The 23,922-nt window shown below is 72.7% G+C and carries 20 protein-coding genes, 1 tRNA gene and 1 other RNA gene; 9 read left to right on the top strand and 13 right to left on the bottom strand.

All coding sequences use genetic code 11. The features are described 5' to 3' along the window. Positions 1 to 14: 14 nt before the first annotated feature. Genes EKD16_RS24180 through EKD16_RS24165 form a run of 4 tightly spaced genes read right to left on the bottom strand, consistent with a single transcriptional unit; the run spans position 15 to position 5,520 of the window. Positions 15 to 986 carry an oligopeptide/dipeptide ABC transporter ATP-binding protein gene (locus tag EKD16_RS24180; protein WP_131101717.1) on the bottom strand — a complete coding sequence of 324 codons (972 nt, stop codon included), beginning with the start codon at positions 984 to 986 and terminating at the stop codon, positions 15 to 17. Continuing rightward, complete coding sequence (locus tag EKD16_RS24175) at positions 983 to 2,929, bottom strand: dipeptide/oligopeptide/nickel ABC transporter permease/ATP-binding protein (RefSeq protein ID WP_131101716.1); 1,947 nt, start codon at positions 2,927 to 2,929, stop codon at positions 983 to 985. The genes EKD16_RS24180 and EKD16_RS24175 overlap by 4 nt, the downstream gene beginning before the upstream one ends. After that, positions 2,926 to 3,969, bottom strand: coding sequence for an ABC transporter permease (locus EKD16_RS24170; protein WP_242677151.1), 1,044 nt, complete (start codon positions 3,967 to 3,969; stop codon positions 2,926 to 2,928). Before EKD16_RS24170 ends, EKD16_RS24175 begins: the two co-directional genes overlap by 4 nt. A gap of 3 nt (positions 3,970 to 3,972) precedes the next feature. Then, positions 3,973 to 5,520 carry an ABC transporter substrate-binding protein gene (locus EKD16_RS24165; protein ID WP_165498656.1) on the bottom strand — a complete coding sequence of 516 codons (1,548 nt, stop codon included), beginning with the start codon at positions 5,518 to 5,520 and terminating at the stop codon, positions 3,973 to 3,975. A gap of 157 nt (positions 5,521 to 5,677) precedes the next feature. Here EKD16_RS24165 and EKD16_RS24160 point away from each other — a divergent pair, with 157 nt between their 5' ends. Continuing rightward, a complete protein-coding gene (locus EKD16_RS24160; protein ID WP_165498655.1) occupies positions 5,678 to 6,718 on the top strand; it encodes an Lrp/AsnC family transcriptional regulator in 1,041 nt (346 codons plus the stop codon). On the opposite strand, the gene EKD16_RS24155 is transcribed toward EKD16_RS24160, so the two are convergent. Next, positions 6,693 to 7,973 (bottom strand): amidohydrolase, encoded by a 1,281-nt coding sequence (locus tag EKD16_RS24155; RefSeq protein ID WP_131101710.1) that lies wholly within the window; start codon positions 7,971 to 7,973, stop codon positions 6,693 to 6,695. The two genes, EKD16_RS24160 and EKD16_RS24155, sit on opposite strands and share 26 nt — an antisense overlap. Positions 7,974 to 8,204: 231 nt before the next feature. On the opposite strand from EKD16_RS24155, the gene EKD16_RS24150 reads away from it, so the two are divergent. Together EKD16_RS24150 and EKD16_RS24145 are read left to right on the top strand one after the other, a co-directional pair. Further along, positions 8,205 to 8,522, top strand: coding sequence for a type II toxin-antitoxin system RelE/ParE family toxin (locus tag EKD16_RS24150; RefSeq protein ID WP_341351860.1), 318 nt, complete (start codon positions 8,205 to 8,207; stop codon positions 8,520 to 8,522). A 61-nt stretch (positions 8,523 to 8,583) separates the two neighbouring features. Further along, positions 8,584 to 8,901 (top strand): helix-turn-helix domain-containing protein, encoded by a 318-nt coding sequence (locus EKD16_RS24145; protein ID WP_131101708.1) that lies wholly within the window; start codon positions 8,584 to 8,586, stop codon positions 8,899 to 8,901. A 121-nt stretch (positions 8,902 to 9,022) separates the two neighbouring features. Here the strand turns inward: EKD16_RS24145 and EKD16_RS24140 are convergent, their stop codons facing one another. The 3 genes from EKD16_RS24140 to EKD16_RS24130 form a co-directional block, all read right to left on the bottom strand. Next, the gene (locus EKD16_RS24140) at positions 9,023 to 10,306 is read right to left on the bottom strand and encodes an ABC transporter permease (protein WP_131101705.1); all 1,284 of its coding nucleotides are present in this window, start codon (positions 10,304 to 10,306) and stop codon (positions 9,023 to 9,025) included. Further along, the gene (locus tag EKD16_RS24135; protein WP_131101703.1) at positions 10,303 to 11,268 is read right to left on the bottom strand and encodes an ABC transporter ATP-binding protein; all 966 of its coding nucleotides are present in this window, start codon (positions 11,266 to 11,268) and stop codon (positions 10,303 to 10,305) included. Before EKD16_RS24135 ends, EKD16_RS24140 begins: the two co-directional genes overlap by 4 nt. A gap of 366 nt (positions 11,269 to 11,634) precedes the next feature. Then, positions 11,635 to 11,719, bottom strand: a tRNA-Ser gene (locus tag EKD16_RS24130). Between the two features lie 330 nt (positions 11,720 to 12,049). Between EKD16_RS24130 and ffs the strand changes: the two genes are divergently transcribed. The 3 genes from ffs to EKD16_RS24115 all read left to right on the top strand — a co-directional run bounded on the left by ffs (position 12,050) and on the right by EKD16_RS24115 (position 15,059). Further along, positions 12,050 to 12,145, top strand: an RNA gene (gene ffs, locus EKD16_RS24125) — signal recognition particle sRNA small type. A 159-nt stretch (positions 12,146 to 12,304) separates the two neighbouring features. Continuing rightward, entirely contained in the window at positions 12,305 to 14,527 is a 2,223-nt protein-coding gene (locus tag EKD16_RS24120; RefSeq protein ID WP_131101701.1) for a DNA polymerase III subunit gamma and tau, read from the top strand. Between the two features lie 184 nt (positions 14,528 to 14,711). Further along, positions 14,712 to 15,059 carry a YbaB/EbfC family nucleoid-associated protein gene (locus tag EKD16_RS24115; RefSeq protein WP_131102912.1) on the top strand — a complete coding sequence of 116 codons (348 nt, stop codon included), beginning with the start codon at positions 14,712 to 14,714 and terminating at the stop codon, positions 15,057 to 15,059. Between the two features lie 91 nt (positions 15,060 to 15,150). Here the strand turns inward: EKD16_RS24115 and EKD16_RS24110 are convergent, their stop codons facing one another. Next, positions 15,151 to 15,882, bottom strand: a complete 732-nt coding sequence (locus EKD16_RS24110; protein WP_131101699.1) for a DUF6882 domain-containing protein — start codon at positions 15,880 to 15,882, stop codon at positions 15,151 to 15,153. A 160-nt stretch (positions 15,883 to 16,042) separates the two neighbouring features. Between EKD16_RS24110 and recR the strand changes: the two genes are divergently transcribed. The 3 genes from recR (at position 16,043) to EKD16_RS24095 (ending at position 19,444) form a co-directional block, all read left to right on the top strand. Next, on the top strand, positions 16,043 to 16,642 hold the full coding sequence (gene recR, locus EKD16_RS24105; RefSeq protein WP_131101697.1) for a recombination mediator RecR: 600 nt from the start codon (positions 16,043 to 16,045) through the stop codon (positions 16,640 to 16,642). A 472-nt stretch (positions 16,643 to 17,114) separates the two neighbouring features. Continuing rightward, the gene (locus EKD16_RS24100; protein WP_131101695.1) at positions 17,115 to 18,386 is read left to right on the top strand and encodes an aspartate kinase; all 1,272 of its coding nucleotides are present in this window, start codon (positions 17,115 to 17,117) and stop codon (positions 18,384 to 18,386) included. Continuing rightward, positions 18,383 to 19,444, top strand: coding sequence for an aspartate-semialdehyde dehydrogenase (locus EKD16_RS24095; RefSeq protein WP_131101693.1), 1,062 nt, complete (start codon positions 18,383 to 18,385; stop codon positions 19,442 to 19,444). The genes EKD16_RS24100 and EKD16_RS24095 overlap by 4 nt, the downstream gene beginning before the upstream one ends. Positions 19,445 to 19,563: 119 nt before the next feature. Here EKD16_RS24095 and EKD16_RS24090 read toward each other — a convergent pair whose 3' ends face one another. From EKD16_RS24090 to EKD16_RS24075, 4 genes are all read right to left on the bottom strand, one after another. After that, positions 19,564 to 20,298 (bottom strand): GntR family transcriptional regulator, encoded by a 735-nt coding sequence (locus EKD16_RS24090; protein ID WP_131101691.1) that lies wholly within the window; start codon positions 20,296 to 20,298, stop codon positions 19,564 to 19,566. A 2-nt stretch (positions 20,299 to 20,300) separates the two neighbouring features. After that, positions 20,301 to 22,160: an alpha/beta hydrolase family protein gene (locus EKD16_RS24085; protein ID WP_131101690.1), complete on the bottom strand. Its 1,860-nt coding sequence runs from the start codon at positions 22,158 to 22,160 to the stop codon at positions 20,301 to 20,303. 100 nt (positions 22,161 to 22,260) lie between these two features. Next, positions 22,261 to 22,776 carry an NUDIX domain-containing protein gene (locus EKD16_RS24080; RefSeq protein WP_131101688.1) on the bottom strand — a complete coding sequence of 172 codons (516 nt, stop codon included), beginning with the start codon at positions 22,774 to 22,776 and terminating at the stop codon, positions 22,261 to 22,263. A 528-nt stretch (positions 22,777 to 23,304) separates the two neighbouring features. After that, positions 23,305 to 23,676 (bottom strand): hypothetical protein, encoded by a 372-nt coding sequence (locus EKD16_RS24075; RefSeq protein ID WP_131101686.1) that lies wholly within the window; start codon positions 23,674 to 23,676, stop codon positions 23,305 to 23,307. Positions 23,677 to 23,922: the final 246 nt, after the last annotated feature.

The following is a 23,922-nucleotide window of genomic DNA, read 5'->3' as shown; positions in this document are numbered from 1 at the left end:
GCGCCCTGTCCGGTTCACGACCCCGCGTGGGCCCCCACCAGCGGGAAGTGGCACCGCGCCGCGGTCGGGCCGTCCGGTTCGGGGGCGGCGACCGCGCAGACGTCCTCCCGGCGCCCGGGAGCGGTGCAGCGCGGGTGGAAGGCGCAACCCCGCGGCGGGTCGCGCGGGTCGGGCGCCTCCGCCGCCGCGGCCTCCCGCGCCTCCGGCAGCGGGCCGCCGTCGGGCACGCTGTCCAGCAGCAGCCGGGTGTAGGGGTGGGCCGGGGCCGAGTACAGCGTCTCGGTCTCGCCCTGCTCGACCACCCGGCCCAGGTAGAGCACGGCCACCCGGTCGCTGACGTGGCGGACCACCGTCAGATCATGGGAGATGAACAGCATGGTCAGCCCGAGCCGGGCGCGCAGGTCGGCCAGGACGTTGAGGATCTCGGCCTGCACGGAGCAGTCCAGCGCCGAGGTGATCTCGTCGGCGATCACCGCCCGCGGGCGCGCCGCCAGTGCGCGGGCGATGGCCACGCGCTGGCGCTGGCCGCCGGAGAAGGCGTGCGGGTGGCGGTCGGCGGCGTCGCGCTCCAGCGCGACGGTTTCCAGCCAGTAGGCGATCCGATCGGCGTGGCGGCGCGGGTCGGCGCGGCGCGGGTCGACGGCCTCGGCGATGGCGGCGCCCACGGTCATCCGCGGATCCAGCGAGGCGTAGGGGTCCTGCGGGATCAGCTGCACGCTGCGGCGCAGCTCGGCCAGTTCGGCGCGGCGCATGTGCGCGGGGTCGCGGCCGTCGTGCAGCACCCGCCCGGCGGCCGGCCGCACCAGGCCGACCAGGGCCCGGGCGAGCGTGGACTTGCCCGATCCGGACTCGCCGACCAGCCCGAGCGCCTGGCCCGGCGGCACGTCGAGGTCGATCGAGCGCAGCACCGCGTGCCGCCCGGATCCGCGCCCGAAGGCGACGGTCAGCCCTTCGGCCGCCAGGACGGGAGGAGTGTCGTCGGTCATGCGCGGGACCCTTCGGGCGTGTCGTCGTGGGCGGGTGCGCCGGGCCCCTCCCGGTCCCCGTCCGCCTCGGCGGCGTGGCAGGCGGCGCGGCCGCGGCCTCCCTGCACCTGCACCGGCGCCGGGTCCTCGGTGCGGCAGCGGTCGAAGACGATCGGGCACCGCGGCGCGTAGGAGCAGCCCGCCGGGCGGGACTCGGGCGCGGGCGGCCGCCCCGGAATGGCGGTGAGGCGCTCGGGTGTCCCCTCGCCGCGCTCCCGCGCTGCAGAGTAGGCGGCGGCCGGGGTCGCGCCGAGCAGCGCGCGGGTGTAGGGGTGGGCGGCCTCGCCGCGGCGTACGGCCTCGGCCGTCAGCTCCTCCACCACCCGGCCCGCGTACATCACCAGGATGCGGTCGCACACCGACGACACCACGCCGATGTCGTGCGAGATGAGCAGCACGGCCGCCTTGTCGCGCCGGTTCGCCTCGCGCAGCAGCGCCAGCACGTCGGCCTGCACGGTGACGTCGAGCGCTGTCGTGGGCTCGTCGGCGATGATGAGCTTCGGCGAAGTGGCCAGCGCCGCGGCGATCATCGCGCGCTGGCGCATACCGCCGGAGAGTTCGTGCGGGTACTGGCGCATGCGGGCCTCGGGGGCGGTCACCCGCACCTGGCGCAGGCGGTCGACGGCCCGATGCCAGGCCGCGACCTTCTCCAGGCGCTGATGGACGCGCAGCACCTCGGTGATCTGGGTGCCGACGCGCAGTGCGGGGTTGAACGACGCCGAGGGGTCCTGGTGCACGATGCCGAGTTCGGTCGCCAGCGTTCTCGCGTCGAGCCGGTCGGCGAGGAGGTCGGATTCACCCAGCCGGAGCGCGTCCGCCTCGGCGCCGAGCCCTTCGGGCAGCAGCCGCGCGGCGGCCATCGCGGTGAGCGTTTTGCCCGAGCCCGACTCCCCGACCACGCCGACGGTGGCGCCGCGGGGCACGTCGAAGTCCACTCCGTCGACCAGCCGGGTGCCGTCGGGAGCGGTGACGGCCAGGCCGCGCACGGTCAGCGCATTGTGCTCGGCGGTTTGCTCGGCGGCGGACACGGACTCGGCGGCCGCACCGAGCGGGGCCCGCGGGCCGGATCGGCGGCCGCGCCGCCCGGCCGACCCGGCGGCCGAACGGGGGTCGGCCGCGGCGGCCACCGCGTCGCCTACCAGGCCCGCGCAGGCGCCGGTCGCCACGATGGCCAGTGCCGGTGCCATCGCCTGGGCGGGGTTGGTGTGCAGTTCGCGGAGCCCTTCGGCCAGCAGCGAACCCCAGTCGGTCTGCGGCGGCTGCACCCCCAGCCCCAAGAACGACAGCCCGGAGAGGGCGACCAGGATGCTGCCGAACGCCACCGAGACCATGACCAGCAGCGGCTCGGCCATGTTCGGCAGCAGGTGGCGGGTGAACAGTTTGCGGCCCGGCACACCGAGCAGCCGCGCGGTGGAGATGAAGTCGCGGCCGGCGATCGCTGCGGCCTGGTTGGCGGTCAACCGCGCGAAGTTGGGGCTGCCGGCCACGCCCACCGCCGCCACGGTGGCCACCGGGCCCGCCCCCATGATCGCCGTCACCAGCAGCGCGAGGATGAGCGGCGGGTAGGACACCATGATGTCGATGACGCGCATGCCGACCGCGCGCACCCGCGGTCCCGCGAGCCAGATCGCCGATCCCAGCAGAATCCCCGCGCACGCCGCGATCGCCGTGGCCGCCAGGGTGGTCTCCAGCGTCAGCCGGGTGGCGTCGAGCGTGCGGGCGAGCACATCGCGCCCCAGCGCGTCGGTGCCGAACCAGTGCTCGGGGCCGGGCGCGGCGCGGGTCTCACCCGTCATGCTCCGGGCCTGCTCGCCCCACAGCGGGGGGCCGATCACCGCGAGTACGGCGACCACGCCCAGCCCGCCCGCTCCGACGGCCAGGCGGATCGACCGGCGCCGCCTCATCGTGCCTCCTCACCGCGCCCGTGCAGGGACCGGGGGTCCAGCACGCCCAGGCACACGTCGACGAACAGGTTGACCAGGGTCGCCAGCAGGCCGATAACCAGCACGATCCCCTGGATGACGGGATAGTCGCGGTTCAGGATGGCCTGGACGACGAGGGTGCCCAGGCCGGGCCAGGCGAAGACCGACTCGACGATGACGGTGCCGCCCAGCAGCCCCGCCAGCAGCAGCCCGCCCAGTGTCAGCGCCGAGGTCAGCAGATTCGGCAGCGCGTGGCGGACGTACAGCGCCCAGCCGCCCAGCCGCTTGCCGCGTGCCGTGCGCATGTAGTCCTGCTCCAGCACGACGGCGGCTTCGCGGCGCACGATGCGGGAGAGATGGCAGGCCGGCGGCAGCGCCACCGCGGCGATCGGCAGCAGCAGCGAAGGCACGGTGGCGGCGCCCGCGGCGGGCAGCCACCCCAGCCAGACGGCGAACACCAGCACCAGCGCGGTGCCCACGATGTACTCCGGCGTTGAGCCGAAGACCGAGGTGGCGGTGGAGAACAGGGTGTCCAGCCGGCGGCGGCGCCCGCCCCGGCAGGCCACCGCCACCGCCATGCCCAGCGGCACCGCGATCACGAGTACCGCCAGCACCGCCAGCAGGGCGAGTTGCGCGGTGAACGGCAGCCGCCCGGCGATGACCTCCAGGACCGGTTGGCCGGTCCGGAAGGAGGTGCCCAGATCGCCGGTGACAAGGCCGCCGACGTAGGAGGTGAAGCGCTCCAGCGGCGGCCGGTCGAGGCCCAGCCGCTGCTCGACCGCGGCGATCTGCCGCGGGGTGGCGTCGGGACCGGCCACCTGGCGTGCGGGGTCGCCGGGCACCAGCTGGACCAGCAGGAACGTCGCGACGACGAGGACGGCCAGCACGACGGCCACCCCGCCCAGGCGGCGCATGAGGAAGCGCGGCCACGGCGAGCGCGCGGGCCGGGCCGCCCCCTGCGTCGCGGCGGGGGCGGCCTCGGTCGCACCGCCGCCGTGCGGCGCGCGATCGTAGCCGGCCACGGATCAGCCCTCGATCCGCAGGGTGGAGGTGTCGACTCCGGCGGGGAACGCCGCCGCCGAGATCCCGGGCGCCATCACGAAGGAGACGTCGACCGTGGACAGCGGCACCACGTCGTGGCGCTTGAGCATCGCGCGCTGCGCGCGCTCCCAGGCGGCGCACTTCTCGCCGGCGTCGGTGGTGGACAGCGCATCGGCGAAGCCCTGGTCCAGCTTGTCGTTGTGCACGCCGGCGAAGTTGCGGCCCTGCGGCGGTTCGGCGCCGGAGAGCAGCGACATGGTCGGTGTCAGCACTCCGGAGGAGTTCAGCGCGGCCATCACGGTCATGTCCCAGTCGCCCTGGTTGCCCAGCACGTCGGTGGCCCAGGAGGCGTTGTCGATGTTGCGCAGGTCCACCGACGCGCCGGCTTCCTCCAGCGCGGCGCGGACGTACTCGTTGCCGTTGCCGCCGGCGACCGCGTTGGTGCCCACCAGTTTGACGTCCACCCCGTCGAGGCCCTCGGCGGCGGCCTGCTTGTCCTGTCCGGTCAGCAGCGACTCGTCGTCGAGCACGCAGCGGATCCGGTCGGACATGACGCTGGTCAGCAGGGTTCCCGCGCCGCCGGTCGTGGCCTCGTCGAACGCCGCCCGGTCCACCGCCTGCGCGGCGGCCTCGCGCACCTCGGGGTCGGCGCCGGGGCGGCCCTCGCGCTGGTTGAACACCAGGAACATGTGCACGGTCGGCCGGGAGAGACTGGTGTAGTCGCCGTCGGTGAAGCGCTGGGCCTCGGTCCCGGTGAACGTGGCGTAGTCCAGCGCACCGGTCTCCAGTTGGTTGGCGACGGTGCTCTCGTTGCTGATCACCTGGTAGACGAGCTTCTCGGGGCGCTTCCCGGAGATGCCGCCGCCGTGCTCGGGCGCCCAGTCGTAGTCGTCGCGCCTGGTGAAGGTGTAGGTGGCGCCGCGCTTGGACTCGGTGAGCGTGTAGGGGCCCGTGCCGGGGGCGCCGCCGCTGTTGAGTTTCTCCGGGTCGTCGGAGCAGGTGATGGAGGCCGTCGAACCGGCCAGGCCGACCGGCAGGTCCGACCACGGGCCGTCCAGCTCGATGGTGACCTTGCCCGCTTCGTCGTCGGCGGTGATGGTCGGCTCGTGCGGGCCGAACACCAGGTAGCGGGCCGACGAGCCGGTTTCGGGGTCGGCGATGTGCCGCAGCGTGTCCGCGACCATGGTGGCGGTCAGCTTCTCGCCGTTGGAGCAGGTCACGCCGTCGCGCAGGGTGAACGTCGCCTCGGTCGGCGTGTTCTCCCACGACTTCGCGAGCCCCGGCACCAGTTCCCCGTCGGTGTCGAAGCTCAGCAGTGTGTCGTAGGCCAGGCGGGCGAACTCGTAGTCGGTGGACGCGTTGCCGCGCGCGGGGTCGAAGGTGGTGGCGTCGCCGGACACCGCGAGCCGCACCGTCCCGTCGGCGGTGCCCGCTCCGCCTGCTCCTGTGCCGCCGGTCGTACAGGCGGTCGCCGCCAGCACGGCCATGCCGAGCACGGCCGCCGTTCCGGTCCGGTATCGGGTTCCGCTCAAGGGATCCTCCCTGCGTCCGCAGTGCGCTTCCGGGATGTGTCGTGCGTCCCGCCCGCCCCCTGGCTGGACACGGCCAGGATCGCTAACCTGCACAGAAAAGCGGCCAGATGCCGGAAATAATCGATTACACGCATGTTCACGCACAGATCGGCCACACATGGACGAACTCGACCTCGCGCTGATCAACGCCGTCCAACTCTCCCCCCGCGCCTCCTGGGCGGAGCTGGCGGAGCCCTTGGAGACCGACCCATCGACGCTGTCCCGCCGCTGGGCGCGGCTGAGCGCCGACGGCGAGGCGTGGGTGACCTGCTATCCGGGCCCGCCCGCGGTGCCTACGGGTGCGATGGCCTTCATCGAGGTGGCCTGCCGGGCGGGCGGTGTCACATCGGTCGCCGAACGGTTGGCGCGGCACCCGCACGCTCTCAACGTGGAGATCGTCAGCGGCGAGTACAGCGTCCTGGTCACCGCCGCGGCGGTGAGCACCCAGGCCCTGTCGGTCTACGCGATGGACGTGGCGGCGGCGGTGCCCGGGGTGCGCGCCGTCCGGCTGACTCCGGTCGCCCGCACCGCCAGCGACGGCAGCCATTGGCGGTTGGACGCGCTGGACCGCGGCCAGCAGAGCGCGATCGGCGGGTCCGCCCGCGACGGGCGCCGCCCCGTGCGCAGCCTCGCTGGGGAGCGGGAGGTCATGCTTGCGCTGGGCGAGGACGGGCGGATGCCCTACGCGCAGCTGAGTCGGCGCACCGGCATTCCGGCCAACACACTGCGCCGGCGGCTCGCCGAGCTACTGGCCACCCAGCGGCTCGTGCTGCGCTGCGACACCGCCTCCTCGGTCGCCGGCTGGCCGGTGCTCGTCACGGTCTGGCTGGGGGTGCCCGCCGGAGAGGTGCACGGGGTGTGTGCCGACCTGACCGCCATGCCGGAGACCCGCATGGCCGCGACGACGGCCGGGCGGGCCAACGCCGCCGCCGTGCTGTGGCTGCACCGGCTGGAGGATCTGCACGAGTGGGAGCGCCGGCTGGCCGAGGCGCACCCCGGCGCGGTCGTGCAGGACCGGCTCGTGACCGTTCGGCAGGTCAAGCGGATGGGCCGGTTGATCGGGGCCGACGGCAGAGGCGTCGGCCACGTGCCGATGGACGTCTGGGCCGAGCCCGCAGAAGCGGGCGAGGGCCTCAGCGCTCTGCCGTCAACCGGCTGAGCGCGGCGGTGACCAGCGCCCGCACCCCGGTGTCCAGGGTGGGCCGCTTGAGGGGGGCGAAGCGCGGCGAGTGGTTGGCGGGCAGTTCGAGCGCCGCGCGGCCCGCGGCGTGCAGGCGGGCGAACTCGGCGGGCTCCCAGCCGCCCAGCCACCAGTAGTACATCGGGGCTCCGGCTGCCTCTGCCAGGTGGCCCACGTCTTCGCTGCCGGTGGCCGGGTCGAGCCGGTGCAGGTGCTCGGCGCCGAACTCGCGCCGGAAGGCCGCGTTGACCGCCTCGACAGCGTCGTCGTCGTTGTGGCCCACAGGGAAGCTGCCGATGTGCTCGGTCTGCGGCGGGTGCGGCGCACCGGACGCCTGGGCCTCGGCGGCCGCGATGCGGTCGATCGAGGCCAGCGCCCGCTCGCGCACACCGGGGTCGAAGCTGCGCAGGTTGAGCAGCGCCACGGCCTCCTCGGGGATGACGTTGGGGGTGTCGCCGGCGGTGATGGAACCGACCGTGACCACCACGCGCTCTCCCGGCGTGGTCTCGCGCGAGACGACCGCCTGCACGCGCTGCACGAACGCCGCCGCCATCAGCACCGGGTCGACCGCGGCCTCGGGCCGCGAGCCGTGTCCGCCGCGGCCCCGGAAGGTGATGCGCAGCTGGTCGGAGGCGGCCATGAACGCGCCGGCGCAGAACGCCAGATGACCGGCGGCCAGCGGGGTCACATGCTGGGCGAGCACGGCGTCGGGCATCGGGACGCGGTCGTAGAGGCCGTCGTCGAGCATGGCGCGGGCGCCCTCGCCGGTCTCCTCGGCGGGCTGCAGCAGCGCCACCACCGTCCCACTCCAGGCGTCGCGCCGGTCGGCCAGCAGCTCGGCCGCCCCGATCAGGCAGGCGACGTGCACGTCATGGCCGCAGGCGTGCATCACCGGGACCTGGGAGCCGTTCCACTCGCCGGTGGCGGTGGAGGCGTAGGCCAGCCCGCTGTCCTCGCGCACCGGCAGGCCGTCCATGTCGGCCCGCAGCAGCACCACCGGCCCCGCGCCGTTGGACAGCACGCCGACGACCCCGGTGCCGCCGATGCCCGTCGTTACCGCGTACCCGGCCGCCTCCAGCCGCTGTGCGCCGAGACCGGCGGTGCGGGTCTCGCGGAAGGCGAGCTCCGGGTTGCGGTGCAGGTCCTCGTAGAAGGGTTCGAGCGCGGCGGCGCGCCGGTCGAGATCGGCGAAGAGGGATGCGGCCGCTCCGGTCGCTCCAGCGGAGTCGGACATGCTCGCGGAAATGGTGGCCTCCCGTGCCGTCGGTACCCGTCGATCGGGAAGTCTCGCCGAGAACCTCCGGCCCGAGCCCCAAGCGCACGCATCGCACCATCGGCACGCCCGCGCTGCACGGAACGGCCGCACCGCCCCGCGACCCGTGAGAGCTCGGCGGCGGTGCACACCGGGAAGAAGCCCCTGGTTTAGAACGTTGATGTCATAGAACACTTACGTCATAGTCGAGGGGTGAGTTGGAGCGTCATCCTGGTCGAGGAGGTCAACGAGTGGTTCATGAAGTTGGTAGTCGATGATTCCAAGACGGCTGAACTCGTCGCGGCTGGGATCGACCAGCTGGAGTTGTCCGGTCCGACGCTGGGGCGTCCGCTGGTCGACGGGATCAAGGGCACGAGCGTTCACAACCTGAAGGAGCTCCGCCCGGGGTCTGCCGGATGCACCGAGGTCCGAGCGCTGTTCGTCTTCGATCCCGAAAGGCAGGCAGTTTTGCTCGTGGCCGGCGACAAGACCGGAAATGGCAGTCGTGGTATGCGGAGAGTATCCCGCTAGCCGAATTGCGGTATCAGCGTTGGCTGGAAGGTGGCTACGAGTCGGAGAGGGATTGATCACTATGGCGCACAACTGGAAGGACGTCCGGGCCGCAGCAGTCGAGGAAGGCGGACTCGACGCCGACCGCATCGAAACCATCGGTGCTCGGCTGCGCGCCGAAACCAGGGCGTATCGCCTGGCCGAGATCCGCCAGGCTTACGGGATCGACCAGAGTGCTCTGGCGCACACACTCGGAGTGTCTCAGTCCCGGGTCTCACGCATCGAACGAGGCGAGCTGGATCGCTCGGAGATTGCCACTGTCCGCAGCTACGTCGAAGCTCTCGGCGGCGAAATCGCGATCGTGGCGCGCTTCGGTGACGATAGCATCACTGTCGGTTAGAATACCGGTGAGGGTCCGGCCTCAGGTGGCGCCTCCCTGAGCCGGCCCGATCCGAAGGGTTTTCCGGTAGGCCTGCGGCCGCCGCGTCGCCGACCCATCCGAACCAGCCGTGGCGCAACCGCTATCGGGAACCCGCGCGGAAGGCGTCCTTGGCCTTGATCTTGCCGCCGGTGCCCAGCACCGCGCCGCTGTAGATGCGCGCCGCCAGCCACACCATGCCCGCCAGTGCGGCGGCCAGGATCGCTAGAGCCAGGACGTTCTGCCACAGCGCCGCCTCGCCCATGGCCAGCCGCATGGGCATCATGAATGGGGAGAACGGCGGCAGCACCGCCAACACGTCGACGGCGACTCCGCCGCCGCCCGTGATCGTCATCATGGTCACGACCAGCGGGACCGCGATGATCAGGATCACCGGCTGGATGGCCGACTGCACATCCTCCTGGCGCGAGACGAGCGACGCCGAGGCCGCCAGCATCGTCGCGAAGAACAGATAGCCCAGCACGAACCAGGCCACCAGGCTGATCGCCAGCAGGGTGAAGGACACCGGCAGGTCGGACAGGTAGTCCGTGAGCGCCGCGACGCCGACCCCCGCCACCAGCACCACACCGACCTGGGCCAGGCCCAGTGCGCCGATCCCCAGGACCTTGCCGAAGAGCAGCTGCCAGGGCCGCACCGCCGCCAGCATCAGCTCGACGACGCGGCTCGCCTTCTCCTCGACCACCCCCTGGGCGACGTAGACGCCGAACGTCAGGATGGACAGGTAGAGCAGGAAGGTCAGCGCGTAGCCGACCACCATCCGGGCGAGGAACGCCTGGGTGTCCCCGGCGCCGCCGAGGGTGTCCACACCGACCGAGGCGGACATGGCCTGCTGGACGGTGCTGGTGTCGGCGCCGGAGCCCTGGAGGGCCTCGGCGGTGCTGTGCCGGGCGTAGGCCTCGTCGAGCGCGCGGGCCAAGGCGGGGTCGGGTGTCCCGTCGACCAGCATGACCGGTCCGTCCTCACCCGAGACCAGCGCGGCGTCGAGCTCTCCCGCGCGCACGGCTTCCTCGGCCTGCGCACGGCCCTGCCACTGCGCCGCCTCGATCGGGCTGCCGGGGGAGTCGGCGCTGCCTTCGACCGCCTGCTGCAGGATCGGCCGGACCTGCGGCGCGGCCGCCACCCGCGCACCGCCGTCGCCGCCGAAGAGCAGACCGGCGACCATCGGAACCGCGGCGATCAGCAGGATCGCCACGACCATCCCGAGTGTGCCGAAGAGAAAGGCCTTGCTGCGTACCCGGGTCACCATCTCGCGGCGGGCGACCAGCCACACCGCCTGCCCGGAGCCCGGTTGCGCACCACTCGCATCCGGTGTCTCCGTCTCCGCCTCCGGCCCGGATCCGCTCCGCCGGATGTCTTCGGTGCTCATACCGCGCTCCTCTCCGCTGCGGGGGCGGCGTCGGCGGTGTCCGCGGCGGATCCGCCGCGGACCGGTTCCACTGTCTCGCGGTACAGCTCGGCCAGCCGGGGCAGGTGCGGGGTGAACGAGCGGACGGGCCCGGCCGCCAGGGCAGCGCGGAGCAGGTCCTGGTCGTCGGTGCCGCCGGGCAGTTCGACGATGACGGCGCCTTGGTCGTCCCCGACGGCGCGCGCCCCCGGTACCCGCTCGACCCAATTGCCCTGCGCCTCGCCGGGCTCGACGCGGACCGCGTAGCGCCGCGGTCCGCCGCTGCGCAACTCCTCGACGGTGCCTTCGGCGACCAGCGCCCCCTCCTTGATGATGCCGATGCGGTCGCACAACCGCTCGACGAGTTCCAGGTGGTGGCTGGAGAACAGAACGGGCGCTCCCTCGGCCGCGCGCTCCCGCAGCACCGCGCTCATCTCGTCCACCGCCGCCGGATCCAGCCCGGAGAAAGGCTCGTCCAGCACCAGCAGGACAGGGTCGTGCACCAGCGCGGCGGCGAGTTGCACGCGCTGCTGGTTGCCCAGGCTGAGGTTGGCGACCTCGTCGCGGGCGCGGTCGGCCAGTCCGAACCGCTCCAGCCAGTGGTCGGCGCGGCGCCGGGCGCCGGCGGGATCGACGCCGTGCAACCGGGCGAAGTGGACGAGCTGTTCGCGGGCGCCCATCTTGGGGTAAAGCCCCCGTTCTTCGGGCATGTAGCCGATCCGGCGGCGCGCCGCCAGATCGAGCGGGCGGCCGCGCCAGTACACGGTTCCGCTGTCGGCGGCCAGTACCCCGAGCACGATGCGCATGGCTGTGGTCTTGCCGGCGCCGTTGCCGCCGACGAACCCGAACAGCTCGCCGCCGCCCACGGTCATCGACAGCGCGTCGAGCGCCCTTACCTGTTTGTAGTGCCTGGTTACACGATCCAGCACGAGACTGTCGTGCATCCCGACCCTCCTCGCGGTGTTGGGGGACCACACGACCGCCGAGGGAAGCGGGCCGCCGGCGGTGTTCTCCCCCTCCCCGGGAGCATTCGGGCGAAACAAACCGTCCGGATGCGGCCAGGGAGGAGGCGCGGCCCCGCTCCCGGGTCACCGGGGGCGCTGCGGTTCCGGCCGGTCCTGCGGTGGGAGATCTGGAGCCGTTCCGCAGAGCCGCGCGCTCGGCGTCGTCGTCGGCCCCTGGAGAGCAGGACCGCCGATCCCCGGCCGACTGCGTCGACGGAACCCGGCCGCGGGCCACGACCCGCGGAAACGACGAAGGCCCCGACCGCGCACCCGGTCGGGGCCTTCGTACTGCCTGCGTAGAGGCGGCGGAGGATACGAGATTCGAACTCGTGAGGGGTTGCCCCCAACGCGCTTTCCAAGCGCGCGCTCTAGGCCTCTGAGCGAATCCTCCGCAGACGACTCTACCGGATTGCGCGGGGTGCCTGTGACGCGCAGACGGTCTCCACCTTGCGGTTTCCACCCATTGGGCGGGCGCACCCCCGTGTCCCGGGGCACTGGGGCGCGCCCGGCCGACGCGCGTGCGCATTCCGGACTCGCCACAGCCGGCGGCGCGGCGATTCCGGTGAGTCTCCGCAGTCCGAGAAGAGGCCCTGCCGTGAAACAGTCCGCGAAGTCGGCCCGAAGACGCGACTGCGCCCCCCGAGCGCGCTCCTCTGAGTCCCCGCCCACCGCGACCGCCGAAGAGCGGTTCGCCGAGGCGCGCACGTCCGATAGAGTGGGGGCAGACCCCTCGTGCGGCGTCACCTTATGAACCTCCCCAGGGCCGGAAGGCAGCAAGGATAAGTAAGCTCTGGCGGGTGCGCGGGGGGTCCTTTCTCTTTCCCGGGAGGCCAATCCGCCCCCGCCTCGCCGGCGCAGCCCCCTGCGATCTGTCACAGGTAGAGGGTTCAATGGACTCGCGGACACGGCCGGGGGCGATCGGTCGCTCCCGGGTGTCCGCACCGTGCCGGTCCGCGGAGGGAGCAGTGAGCGCGCCGTGAGCATCGCGCTGTATCGCAAGTACCGCCCTGCGACGTTCGGCGAGGTCCGCGGGCAGGAGCACGTCACCGAACCGCTGCGCCAGGCGCTGCGCAACGGCCGCATCAACCACGCCTACCTCTTCAGCGGTCCGCGGGGCTGCGGCAAGACCTCAAGCGCGCGCATCCTGGCCCGCTCCCTCAACTGCGACCAGGGGCCCACCCCCGATCCCTGCGGCGAATGCGAGTCCTGCGTCGCGCTGGCGCCCGACGGCCCCGGCAGCATCGACGTCATCGAGATCGACGCCGCCTCGCACGGCGGCGTCGACGACGCCCGCGACCTGCGCGAACGCGCGTTCTTCGCGCCGGTGAACTCGCGTTACAAGGTCTACGTCATCGACGAGGCGCACATGGTGACCCGCGAGGGCTTCAACGCGCTGCTCAAGCTTGTCGAGGAGCCCCCGCCGCACCTGAAGTTCGTCTTCGCCACCACCGAGCCGGACAAGGTCATCGGCACCATCCGCTCGCGCACCCACCACTACCCGTTCCGGCTGATCCCGCCGAGCACGCTGCGCGAACTCATGGAGGAGATCCTCACCGACGAGGGCGTCCCCTTCGATCCCGCCGCGCTGCCGCTGGTGGTGCGCGCGGGCGCGGGGTCGGCGCGCGACTCGCTGTCCATCCTGGACCAGCTGCGGGCCGGCTCCGACGAGAGCGGCATCACTCGCGACGGTGCCGTGGCGCTGCTCGGCTACACCGACTCCAGCCTGCTCGGCGACATGGTCGACGCCCTCGGCGACGCCGACGGCGCCGCGGTATTCGGCCTCATCGACCGGGTGATGGAGGGCGGCCACGACCCCCGCCGCTTCACCGCCGACCTGCTGGAGCGCACCCGCGACCTGGTCGTGCTGGCCGCCGTGCCCGACGCCCTGGAGAAGGGCCTGATCAACGTCGCGCCCGACGCCGTCGAGCGCATGCGCGAGCAGGCCGAACGCCTCGGCCCGGCCCGGCTCACCCGGGCGGCCGACATCCTCAACCAGGGCCTGACCGAGATGCGCGGCGCCACCTCGCCGCGGCTGCTGCTGGAGCTGATGAGCGCGCGGATCCTGCTGCCGGGGGCCGCTCCAGGCGGGGGCGACTCCGGCGCGCTGCTGGCCCGCCTGGAGCAGTTGGAGCAGCGGATGGCGTCCGGACAGGCGTCCGCGTCCGCGGCTCCGGCCGCACCGGCACCGGCACCTCCCGCGGGACCGGCTCCCGCCGCGCAGCCGGCCACCGAGGAGCCCTCGGCGGCCCCGGCGGCGTCGCCTCCGCCGCGCTCCGAGCCCCGGCCCGCTCCCACACCGCAGAATCCGGCTGCCCCGGCCGCCGACTCCGGCCCGCAGCGGCAGGGATCGGGGCCCGCGGCCGACGACTGGGGCACTCCCGGCGGCGACGGAGCGCAGGCGCCCGCCCGCGCCGCCGCAGCGGGGCCGCGGCGGGGAAGTAACGGCTCCCTGGATCTGAACGCGGTTCAGACGTCCTGGGACCAGGTGATGGCGGCGGTCTACGGTCTGAAGAAGGCCGTCTGGATCTGGCTAAGCGGTATGGACGTGCGTCCGGTCGTGGTCGACGGTAGCCACGTTCAGCTCGGGTTCGCCCGCCCCAATGACGCCAAGGCACTCACGAGCAGCGGCAACGACCAGATCGTCGTCCAGGCGATCCGCCGAGTACTGGGCGCCGATGTGCGCGTGAGCGGCGTGGCGATGTCGAATCAAGGGCCGCGCCCGTCGGCCGCGCCATCAGCCGCCGAACCGGCGCGATGGGACCCACCGCCGGATCCTCCGTCGCCGGGTGCCCCGGAGCCGTCGCCGGAGCCGCCGCCGGGCGGCGAGCCCGAGGCTTCGGCCGCGGCCGAGCCGCCCGCACCTGCGGAGGAGGCCGACTCAGGTCCGCCGGCTGAGCCGGGGCCGCCCGCGCTGCCGCACCAGCAGGAACCTCCGCCCGACCCCTACGAGGACGCGGTGGCGGCTCCTCCTCCCGACCCTGACACGGCGCAGGCGCCCCCACCCGATCCCGTGTCCACGCCCGCGCCGCAGCCCGCCACGCAATCGCAACCGGACCCCGCTGCCGATGCCCGGCAGCAGACCCCGGGACCGAGCACCGCTGCCGGCGGGGGCGGGCCCCGGACGTCATCGGGGTTCGCGCTCATAGAGGCCGAACTCGGCGGCAAGATCATCAGCGAGATCGACCACTCCGAGGACTGAGCCCCGGAAAGCCGAGCCGAGTCTGTCTGTGGGAACGCTTTCGGCGCCGAATCCGTCCTCATGGACACCCTCGGCGCGCAAGCCGAGTGGCCCTGACGCGCACGGATCGAAGCGCGTGGAGCGGATACGCTCGCAGGCACGGACAGCGCAGGCAAGGAGAGATGCAGTGAACTCTGGCGGCGGAATGGACATGCAGGCCCTCCTCCAGCAGGCTCAGCAGATGCAGCAGCAGCTGATGGAGGCCCAGCAGCAGCTCGACGAAGCCAAGGTCGAGGGCACCTCGGGCGGCGGGCTGGTGAAGGTCACGGTGAACGGCCGCGGTTCGGTGGAGGAGATCAACATCGATTCCCAGGCCATCGACACCGACGACGCCGAGGAGACCGCGCAGACGGTCGCGGACATGGTGCTGGCCGCCATCCGCGACGCCGAGTCCTCGGTGGAGGAGCTGCAGCAGGAGAAGATGGGTCCGCTCGCCGAAGGGCTGGGCGGCGGCATGCCCGGCGGCGGCATGCCGGGGCTTCCGGGATTCTGATCCGGTTCCGCCCGCGGTGCGCTCGCGGGCGGAACCGGGCACCGGCTCCCGAGCGGGGCGGCACACGGGCGCACCCCGTTCCGCCGTCCCTTCAGCCCGCGGAGCCGGAGTTGCCGAAGGAGAGGTCGGCGAGCCTCCCGTGCTCGTCGAATGCGGCGCGCAACGTGCAGTCGGGCCGGACGCCGCGCAGCGACGCCGCGTCGGGCTCCTCGACCTCGAAGCCGTGCCGCGTCAGGTAGCCGCCGACCGTGGCGCGGTGGTCGTGCGGGAACACCTCGATGCCCTGCATGATCCGGCGGGGCACGGTCGTCATGTCGAACTGCGGACGCGGGATGGCGTCGTCGACCATCAGCATGGCGAAGCGCGCGCCGGTGTCGACCGTGACGCTGCCGTACCCGCGGCCCGCGAGCACCCCGGTCGCCGCCACGAGCAATCGCTCCGCGACCATCCGCGCGTCGGCGAACTCGGACAGTTCCAGCCGCGGTGTGACCAGCTCGGGTACGTCGTACTGCTCGCCGATGCGCCGCAGCTCCAGCGACGCCGCGAGGCGCTGCGAACCGGGCGGGTTCATGTGCGTATTCGCCCACGCCCACATCCAGCTTCCGTCGGTGCCGAAGGTCCCCAGCGGAGCCATTCGCACGGTCACCGAGCCCTGCCGGAAGGTGGAAGCTTCGACGTCGACATGCCAGTCATCGACGGGGTGGTGTTCGTTGTAGAGCTCGATCTGCTCCAGCGCCCAGGCCGCATAGGTGGCCCCCATCCGCTCCAGTGCCACGCTGAACCACTGGCGCGGCTCGGGTGCCGTCTCCGTCGTCTCGCTCATGGCCGCCGCTGTCCCTTCTCCTCGCTGCCGTCCCCGGTGTCCGGCCAACCTAGCGGCCCACGGTGTCAATCGGCCCTCGGCATCGAGCCCGCCGGTGGCGGCAGCGGGCCGGGGTCTCGGCTACGGTAGTGGGCGTAGGAATGACACACGTGGGTGGGCGATGTACGAGGGCGCTGTTCAGAACCTGATCGACGAGCTCGGGCGGCTGCCCGGCGTCGGTCCGAAGAGCGCGCAGCGTATCGCCTTCCACCTGCTCGCCTCCGAGACCGCCGACGTCAAGCGCCTCGCCGACGCGCTGGTCGAGGTCAAGGACCGGGTGCGGTTCTGCGCCGTGTGCGGCAACGTCTCCGAGGAGGACGAGTGCCGCATCTGCCGTGACGCCCGGCGCGACTCCGCTGTCATCTGCGTCGTCGAGGAGTCCAAGGACGTCGTGGCCATAGAGCGCACCCGCGAGTTCCGCGGCCGCTACCACGTCCTCGGCGGCGCCATCAGCCCGATCGAGGGCGTCGGACCCGACGACCTGCGCATCAAGGAGCTGATGTCCCGGCTCTCCGACGGCCAGATCACCGAGCTGATCCTGGCCACCGACCCCAATCTGGAAGGGGAGGCCACCGCGACCTACCTGGCGCGGCTGGTCAAACCCCTGGGGCTGAAAGTCACCCGGCTGGCCAGCGGCCTGCCCGTCGGCGGCGACTTGGAGTACGCCGACGAGGTGACTCTGGGCCGGGCCTTCGAGGGCCGGCGGAGTTTGGAGTTCTAGGGTGTGTTCGGTGGGTCCGTCCGTAGCGAGCGGCGCACTCGTGTGCGCCTCGCGGACGAGTGCGCGAAGCGCCTTTCTGCCGCGAGGCGCTGCGATAGGGACCAGTGCCACTCTCGCAAGGCCGAGGAGGGAGTCAGGGTGGTTCCCTGTCGACTGACGAGAACGCGGCGAGAGTGGTGCTGGGGCGCCGCGCAGTAGGACAGCGGCCCACCGAACATGCCCTCGCTCACACTCCGCGGCCGGGTGTCTGGCGGGCGTGCTGCGTGGCCGGGACGGCGTTTGCCGAGCTGGCGGCGCAACTTGTCGGAAACACGAGTATTCGCCCGCCTATGGGGTACATCCCGGCGCCGGTACTCTGCCGCCTGCGACCTGCCGATCCGGCGGTTCCGCAGGTGAGACGGCGTCCGGAACATTGCGCTAGCTACAATTTCCAGTTGATTACCGTGATCCCGAACTCCCAGGAGCAACGACCGTGGCTCTGATCGTGCAGAAGTACGGTGGGTCTTCCGTCGCCGATGCGGAAGCCATCAAGCGAGTGGCCCAGCGGATCGTCGCTCAGAAAAAGGCGGGATACGACGTCGTCGTCGTGGTCTCGGCCATGGGCGACACCACAGACGAGCTCCTCGACCTGGCCGAACAGGTATCGCCGCTGCCTCCCGGGCGCGAGCTGGACATGCTGCTGACCTCCGGTGAGCGCATGTCCATGGCGCTGGTCGCCATGGCGATCGGCAACCTCGGCTACGAGGCCCGCTCGTTCACCGGTTCGCAGGCCGGCGTCATCACCACGTCCCTCCATGGCAACGCCAAGATCATCGATGTCACCCCGGGCCGTATCCAGGAGGCCCTCGACGAGGGCTCCATCTGCATCGTCGCGGGCTTCCAAGGCGTGTCGGAGGACAGCAAGGACATCACCACACTCGGCCGCGGGGGTTCCGACACCACGGCCGTCGCACTCGCCGCGGCACTGAACGCCGACGCCTGCGAGATCTACAGCGACGTCGACGGCGTCTTCACCGCCGACCCCAGGATCGCGCCCTCCGCCCAGCGCATTCCCCGGATCTCCTACGAGGAGATGCTGGAGATGGCCGCCTGCGGCACCAAGATCCTGCACCTGCGCTGCGTGGAGTACGCCCGGCGGTACGGAATCCCGCTGCACGTGCGCTCGTCGTTCAGTCAGAAGCCCGGTACCTGGGTCGTCACAGAAGTTGAGGAATCCGAAGGCATGGAACAACCGATCATCTCCGGGGTGGCACACGACCGGAGCGAGGCCAAGATCACGGTGGTGGGCGTCCCCGACAGGATCGGTGAGGCGGCGACGCTCTTCTCGGTCCTCTCCGACGCCGAGATCAACATCGACATGATCGTGCAGAACGTGTCGGCCGCCTCGACGTCGCGCACCGACATCTCCTTCACCGTGCCGATGGAGGCCGGGCAGACGGCGCTGACCGCCCTGAAGAAGGTGCAGGAGAAGGTCGGCTTCGAGTCGCTGCGCTATGACGACCAGATCGGCAAGGTCTCGCTGATCGGCGCGGGCATGCGCTCCTACCCCGGTGTCACCGCGCGCTTCTTCGACGCCCTGGCCAAGTCGGGCACCAACATCGAGATGATCTCGACCTCGGAGATCCGCATCTCCGTGGTCGTCGAACAGGACCAGGTCGACACGGCCGTAGCGGCGGCCCACTCCGAGTTCCAGCTCGACGCCGCGCAGGTCGAAGCCGTTGTGTACGGAGGTACCGGACGATGAGTGCACGCCGCCCCACCCTTGCCGTCGTCGGTGCCACCGGCGCCGTCGGCACCGTCATGCTGGACATCCTCTCCACCCGCGAGAATGTCTGGGGTGAGATCCGCCTGGTGGCCTCCCCGCGTTCGGCCGGCAAGCGGCTCACCGTCCGCGGCGAGGAGGTCGAGGTCCAGGCCCTGGCACCTGAGGTCTTCGACGACGTCGACGTCGCCATGTTCGACGTGCCCGACGAGGTCTCCAAGCAGTGGGCCCCGGTCGCGGCCGAGCGCGGGGCGATCGCGGTGGACAATTCCGGCGCGTACCGGATGGACCCCGAGGTGCCGCTGGTGGTGCCCGAGGTCAACGCCGAGCAGACCCGCAACCGCCCGCGCGGCATCATCAGCAACCCCAACTGCACGACGCTGTCGATGATCGTCGCCATGGGCGCGCTGCACCGCGCCTACGGCCTGAGCGGGCTGGTGGTGGCCTCCTACCAGGCGGCCTCCGGCGCCGGCCAGGAGGGCATCGACACCCTGCACGACCAGATCGAGAAGGCGGCCACCGACCGCACGCTGGGCACCCGCGCCGGCGACGTGCGCGCCGCGGTGGGCGAGCTGGGCCCGTTCCCGGCGCCGCTGGCGATGAACGTGGTCCCCTGGGCCGGCTCGCTGAAGGAGGACGGCTACGCCTCCGAGGAGCTGAAGGTCCGCAACGAGTCCCGCAAGATCCTGGGTATGCCCGAGCTGCCGGTCTCGGCGACCTGCGTGCGGGTCCCGGTTGTCACCACGCACTCGCTGGTGGTGCACGCCACCTTCGAGACCGAGGTCGCCGCCGACGACGCCCGCAAGGTGCTGTCCTCGGCCCCGGGCGTCGTCGTCCAGGACGACCCGGCCCGCGGTGAGTACCCGACCCCGGCCGACGTCGTGGGCACCGACCCCACCTGGGTCGGCCGGATCCGCCGGTCGCTGGACGACCCGCGGTCGCTGGAGCTGTTCATGTGCGGCGACAACCTGCGCAAGGGCGCCGCGCTGAACACCGCCCAGATCGCCGAGGTCGTGGCGGAGGAGTTCTCCACGGCCTGACGCGTTCGACGCGTTCGACGCAGCACGGCCGGCCGGTCCGCGCGGACCGGCCGGCCGTTCGCGCTTTCGGCGGCGCCCGGCGCCGGGCAACCGATGCGGACGCCGACACCGTCGCCGCCTCAGCGGCCCTCCCGCTTCGGCGAGCGGGCCAGGCTGAGCCGGTACAGCAGCCGGCAGTGGTCTATCGACCCGACCAGGTCGGAGGTCTCCACCGGGCGCCGCCCCTGGTAATGGGTGCGTTCGACGACGAGAACGGGCAGTCCCGGTGCCAGCTTCAGCAGGCTCGACTCGGGTTCGCGCAGCGGGCGCACGCCGACCTCCTCCACCACGCGGTCGATCGCGACGCCTGCCGCGCCGAGCCGCTGCAGGACGCTGGTGCCCGCCTCGGCGTCGGCGGGTGTGCGCAGCGTGCCCTGGGTGAGCGCCGCCGGCTCCCAGGCGGTGTGCAGCGCGACCGGCATGTCGTCGGCCATCCCCAGGCAGCTGGTGCGGAAGACCCGCACGCCGTCGCGCAGCTCCAGCCGCCGCGCGACGATCCCGCACACGGTCTCGGTCCGGGTGCCCAGGTCGGCGCGCTGGAGCGGGTCGACGCCCGCCCCCGAGGAGCGGTCGGTGCGGGAGAAGCGGTGGATCTGCGGCACGGTGCGCACGTAGTACCCCGACCCCGGCCGCGCCTCCACCAGACCTTCGCTGACCAGCAGCCGCAGCGCGTGGCGCGACACCTGTTCACTTACTCCGTAGGTGCGGGCGAGCCGGGAGCGCGAGGGCAGTCGGGACCCCGGCTCCAGTTCGCCGTCCAGGATGGGCCTGCGCAGCAGGTCGGCCACCCACAGGTAGCGCGGTTGCCCGTCCATGGCTACAACGATCCCGGCCGCGCGCCCTCCCGTTGCCCGGTGACTCTCAGCGCGAAGTCGAGCTCGGCCGCCATCTGGCGGATGCGCTCGTCCACCACGAAGGAGCCGTGGCCGGCGTCGAAGCGGTAGACCTCGTGGGGCTTGCCGAGCTCGGTGAGGCGGGCGAGGTAGTTGTCGACCTGCCGGATCGGGCAGCGCGGGTCGTTCTCGCCGGCCAGCACCAGCAGCGGCGCCAGCACGTCGGCCGCATAGGTGATGGGGGAGGAGGCCCGGTACCGTTCGGGCACCTCTTCGGGGGAGCCGCCGAACATCGACCGGTCGAAAGCGCGCAGCGCCTCCATCTGGTCGGCGTAGGAGGCCTCGTAGTCGGCGATGGGCACCGCCGCGATCCCGGCGCTCCAGTCGCCGGGCCGGAGCCCCAGCGCGAGCAGCACGAGGTAGCCGCCCCACGAGCCGCCCTCGATGAGCAGCCGCTCGGGGTCGGCCAGTCCGGTCTGCACCGCCCAGTCGCGCACCGCCGTGATGTCCTCCAATTCGGTGATGCCCACGCGGCCTTCCAGCGCGTCCCGCCACGCCGCGCCGTAGCCGGTGGAGCCGCGGTAGTTGACGCGCACGACCGCGAAGCCGTGGTCGACCCAGGCCGCGACGTCGGGCAGGAAGGCGTCGTAGTCCTGGGCCTGCGGGCCGCCGTGCACGACGAAGACCGCCGGATAGGGCCGCTCGCCCTCCTCCGGCAGCGACACGAGTACGTGGATCGCGCCGCCGGGGCCCTCGACTGCGGCGTCGTGGACGGGCACCGACGGCGGCGCCGACGGGCCTTGCGGGCGCAGTACCGTCGCGCCGGAGGTGTCGCGCACGGCCGGCGGGTGCGCGGAGTCGGACCACCGGTACTCGACGGTGCCGTCGGGACGGGCCGAGGCGGCCGCGGCCACGCCCGGCGGGACGTCGAGGGCGGTGAGCGCGCCCGTCGCCAGGGTGTAGCGGTGCAGCAGGATGCGGCCCCGGTGCTCCTGGGAGATCAGCAGGGCGGCCGCGTCGGGTGTCCAGTCGGCGCCCAGCTCGCCGGGCAGACCGGTGTCGATCTCCTGCTCGGCGCCGGTGAACGGGTCCCATACCAGGGGTGCGCGGACGCCGCGGCGCTCGTGCAGGACCAGCAGGCGGTGGCCGCCGGGTTCGAAGGCGACGGGGACGAGGTCGAGGCCGGGGCCGTCCCACAGGTCGGTCACGGTGGCGGCGGCCTCCGTGCGGGTGCCCGCGGCGGCCGGATCGGGGGCGCCGGCCTGTTGTGCGGCGGCCGCCGAGGGAGCGGGCGCCGGGGCCAGGCGCAGCACCCGCACGGCCATGTGCCGGCTGTCGCCGTGCTCGCTGTGCGCGATCGCCAGGAGCGAGCCGTCGTCGGAGAGATCGGCCACCCAGCCCTCGCAGCGGTGCGCGTAGACCGTGCGGGACGGCCCCGGGGCCGTCCCGGCGTGCGCGCTGAAGCCTTCGTCGGTGGAGCGCCCCACCACCGCGAACCCGCCGGTGCCCAGCGCCAGACCGCTGTCGTAGGAGGGGGCGAGGTCGGGCAGCGGCGTGGAGTCGGGGCCGCCGGCGAACGGCTGGCGCCGCCACACGCCGAACTCGTCGCCGTCGGTGTCGTCGAACCACCACACGAACTCGCCCGCGGGGTCGAGCGCGCCGGTCTCGGTGCCGTGGGGGCGCTTGGTCAGCTGCCGCCGATGCCCCGTCGTCCGGTCCCAGGTATGCAGCTCCCAGGTACCGCTGGTGTTGCTGCGGAACAGCGAGTGGTCCGGTGCCTCCCGGGCCCAGGAGGGGAGGCTGACACTGCCCGCGCGGAACCGATCCTGCCAACGCTCACGCATGATCTCCAGTAAAGCAGCCGCGATGCCTCTGATGTGCGCGAATCGTCCAGTGGACCGGACTCGCCGGCGAGGAGCACGGTCCCGCGGCGTCCGGCGGCGATCAGGACGGCAGAGCGCTGTCGAGGGGAGCCATCACGACGCCGTCGGCCGACAGCAGGCGGCGGACCAGCGCGGGGTCGTAGTCCGCGAGTCCGGCGTCGTTCAGAATGACCATGTCCGTCGGGTGCGGCAGGATGTCGCGCGGATGCACCTGGCAGACGCCGGCCACTTCGGCGGGGTCGGGGGCGAACCCCTCCGGCACGGCGCTCGTCTGCAGCGCCCGGTAGACGTGCATGCGGAACCAGTAGGGCTCGCCGTCCTCGGAACCGCCGCGGATGTCGTAGATCCCGGTGGGCGCGAGCGGGCCCAGGCGCACGCCCGACTCCTCGGCGGCCTCGCGCCGCGCCGCCTGCTCCGCACTCTCGTCCGGGCGGATCCGGCCGCCCGGCAGCAGCCAGTGGCCCGCGTAGACGCCTCGGCTCTGCATCACGAAGGTGAGGGTCCACTCGGGCCCGGGGGCGATGGCCGCCGCGGCCATCAGGGGTGCGGGGTCGGCGGACGGCGAGGGGGTCGTCATGCGGGCTTCTCCTGGTCGAGGCTGGGGGTCCGCTCGGTGCTGTCGGGCTCTCCGGGCGGCGCACGACTCGGCGGTGCCTGCGGGAGCGGCACCGTATCCGGGGCATCCGGGACGTGCCGCCGGAGGTCGGGCCGACAGCGCCCGAGGCGGCCGACCGTGTGCGGACGTCCAGCCTGGCGTATCCGCCGTGGTCGCCGCCACCGCCGGTGCGGATTCGAGTGCGGCCACCGCCCCGCGCGGGGTGCGTCCGCGCCCGGCCGCAGCCCGCGTCTGCCCCGACCGACCTGCGCGGTTTCACGTGGAACAACTCGGCCGCCCGCCGGTACGGCACGGCGGTCGGAGCCGGACGCCGCCGCCCGGCCGGATGACACCACGGTGGGCATCGGCTCCTGGGACGCCGAGATCGGGCTCCTCGGCGGCCCGATCGTCCTCGGCGCGATAGTCGCGGCGGTCTGGGCCGACTTCAAGTAGTACGGGGGGCGGAACGACCCCGCCCCCCGTCCCGTGCCCGGAAAGCGGCCGGCAGGCTCAGTGCACGTCGGCGTCCACGACCCAGGCGCCGTCTTGGTAGGGAAGTTGGAGGCCGTCCACCGTCATGCCGTCGGCGGTGTCAGCGCCGTCGGGGTAGCCGATCTCCGCGTGGGCGACCGGTTCGGCGCCGGAGTCGGCCTCCTGCCACGGGCCGATCTCGACCTCGCCGACAGCCATACCGCCCACGCCGGGCTGCTCGGCGGCGAACAGGGCGAAGCCCGCGGCGCACCCTCCCTCGCCGCCCTCGTCGGCAGCCAGTTCCGTCAGCTGGGCCCGCATCGCGGTGGAGGCCACGCTGCACCCCGCCTCGCCGTTACCGTCCTCCAGCGCGGCGACGTAGGTCTTCGCGGTCTCCGTCGCGGACGCCACCGCTTCGGGGCCCGACGTCGGCTGCGCGCTTGCGGACGGCGGCTGCGACGGCCGGCCTCCCGCATCCTGCGTTTCGGCCGGGGCCGAAGCGGAGCACCCCGCTTGGGCGGCGAGGAGGAGGGCGAGGGGTAGTACAGCTTTAGGGAGCGATCGCACGTGGGGACTGCCTTTCCATGACCATCGTCGGGGGATGCCGGATCTGGTTCCGGCGGATCATCGATTCGTATGATGCGCATCCGAAACGTC

Source organism: Streptomonospora litoralis, from assembly GCF_004323735.1.
Taxonomy (GTDB): Bacteria; Actinomycetota; Actinomycetes; order Streptosporangiales; family Streptosporangiaceae; genus Streptomonospora; species Streptomonospora litoralis.
Note: the sequence above shows the minus strand (reverse complement) of the source record. Positions and strands in the feature narration are given on the sequence as shown.